Below are 1,268 nucleotides of genomic sequence, written 5' to 3'. Positions count from 1 at the left end.
TCGCACCGCAGTGCGAAGCACGAAGGTGCTCCAATGAGCGACGCCCGGCCGCCCGAAGGCGCTCGCACCGCAGTGCGAAGCACGAAGGTGCTCCAATGAGCGACGCCCGGCCGCCCGAAGGCGCTCGCACCGCAGTGCGAAGCACGAAGGTGCTCCAATGAGCGACGCCCGGCCGCTGCTGGAATGACCATGCGAAAACTTGGCGCGGCGATTGCCGCCGCCGGCGTGGCGTTGGCGGGCGTGGCCTGGTTCTACCGCCCCGCATCCGGGGCCGAATGGGCCGCCTGGGTGCAGGCCCTGGGCGTCCTCGCGGCCCTTTTCTGGGCGGTATGGCTGCAGGCCGGGGCTTCCAGGCGGAGCCTCGACCAGGCGGGCCAGGTGGCCGCGATGTTCGCCACCAACATGCACTGGGTGTTCCGCGAACTGAACGACGCCTGCATCAAGCGGAGTTGGGCCGACTACGCCGTGCATCGGCGCATCCTCGCCGAGATCCTGGCCCAGGGGCGCGAGGTGACGCTGCAACTGCTGGACGGCCGCTCGCTGGCCATGGTGACCAGCCTGCGGACCATCGCGGTCGAGGCGCTCGAGATCACCGAGGGCCATGCCGAGGCCGGCAACTGGCCGCGCCTGCAGCACTATTTCGATCGGCGGGTGCCGAGCATCGCCGCCTGGCTGTCCGCGACCGGCAATCCACCTGAAAGCAGCGGGCCGACAGACTACGCGGGGCTGCGCACCTCCTATGGGCAGCTGGGTGAACGCTAGCGGAAGCAGGAACCCAGCGCCGCATACAGCGCCTTGAAGCGGGCACGGCGGCTGGCAAGGCCCGCGGCGATGCCCGCCGCCGGCTCGAAGCGCTGGAGCACGGCGGGAGGCGGGCAGACCCCGGCTTCCGATCCGCCGTCCGCCAGCCAGGCGAGACGGGCGGCGCCCACGGCACCGGCGGCCTCGCTGCCTGCGCAGACCGCGAGCGGCACGTCGAGGATGTCCACCAGCAACTGGGCCCACCAGCGACTGCGCGCGCCACCGCCGACCAGCAACAGATCGCCTGCGGGCCTGGCGAGGGTGTCCAGTCCGTCGCGCAGCCCGAAACTCACGCCTTCCACCACCGCGTAGGCGATCTCGGCCGGCCCTTGGGCGTGCGTCAGGCCGAAGAGCACGCCTTGCGCGTCCGGGTCGTTGTGCGGCGAACGTTCGCCGCAGAGATAGGGCAGGAACAGCGGGGCTCGCTGGCGGCCTTTGGCGTCGAGGGTCGCTGCCGCGGCCAGCAG

The 1,268-nt window shown here is 71.5% G+C and carries 2 protein-coding genes; one reads left to right on the top strand and one right to left on the bottom strand.

Going from position 1 to position 1,268, the window contains the following annotated elements; genetic code table 11:
- Window positions 1-189 precede the first annotated feature (189 nt).
- Window positions 190-762: a hypothetical protein gene (locus tag AC1D2K_RS34855; protein WP_478095013.1), complete on the top strand. Its 573-nt coding sequence runs from the start codon at window positions 190-192 to the stop codon at window positions 760-762.
- On the opposite strand, the gene AC1D2K_RS34850 is transcribed toward AC1D2K_RS34855, so the two are convergent.
- A partial coding sequence (locus AC1D2K_RS34850) for an FGGY-family carbohydrate kinase (RefSeq protein ID WP_478095011.1) occupies window positions 759-1,268 on the bottom strand: 510 nt, incomplete at its 5' end. The genes AC1D2K_RS34855 and AC1D2K_RS34850 overlap by 4 nt on opposite strands.

The organism is Variovorax sp. P1_H12_2, assembly GCF_056405335.1.
The sequence above is the reverse complement of the archived record's forward strand: the minus strand, read 5'-3'. Positions and strand labels throughout refer to the sequence as shown.

Excerpts from the sequence above, each read along its gene's own strand:
- AC1D2K_RS34855 (WP_478095013.1), top strand. The coding sequence starts at position 190 with ATGCGAAAACTTGGCGCGGCGATTGCCGCCGCCGGCGTGGCGTTGGCG.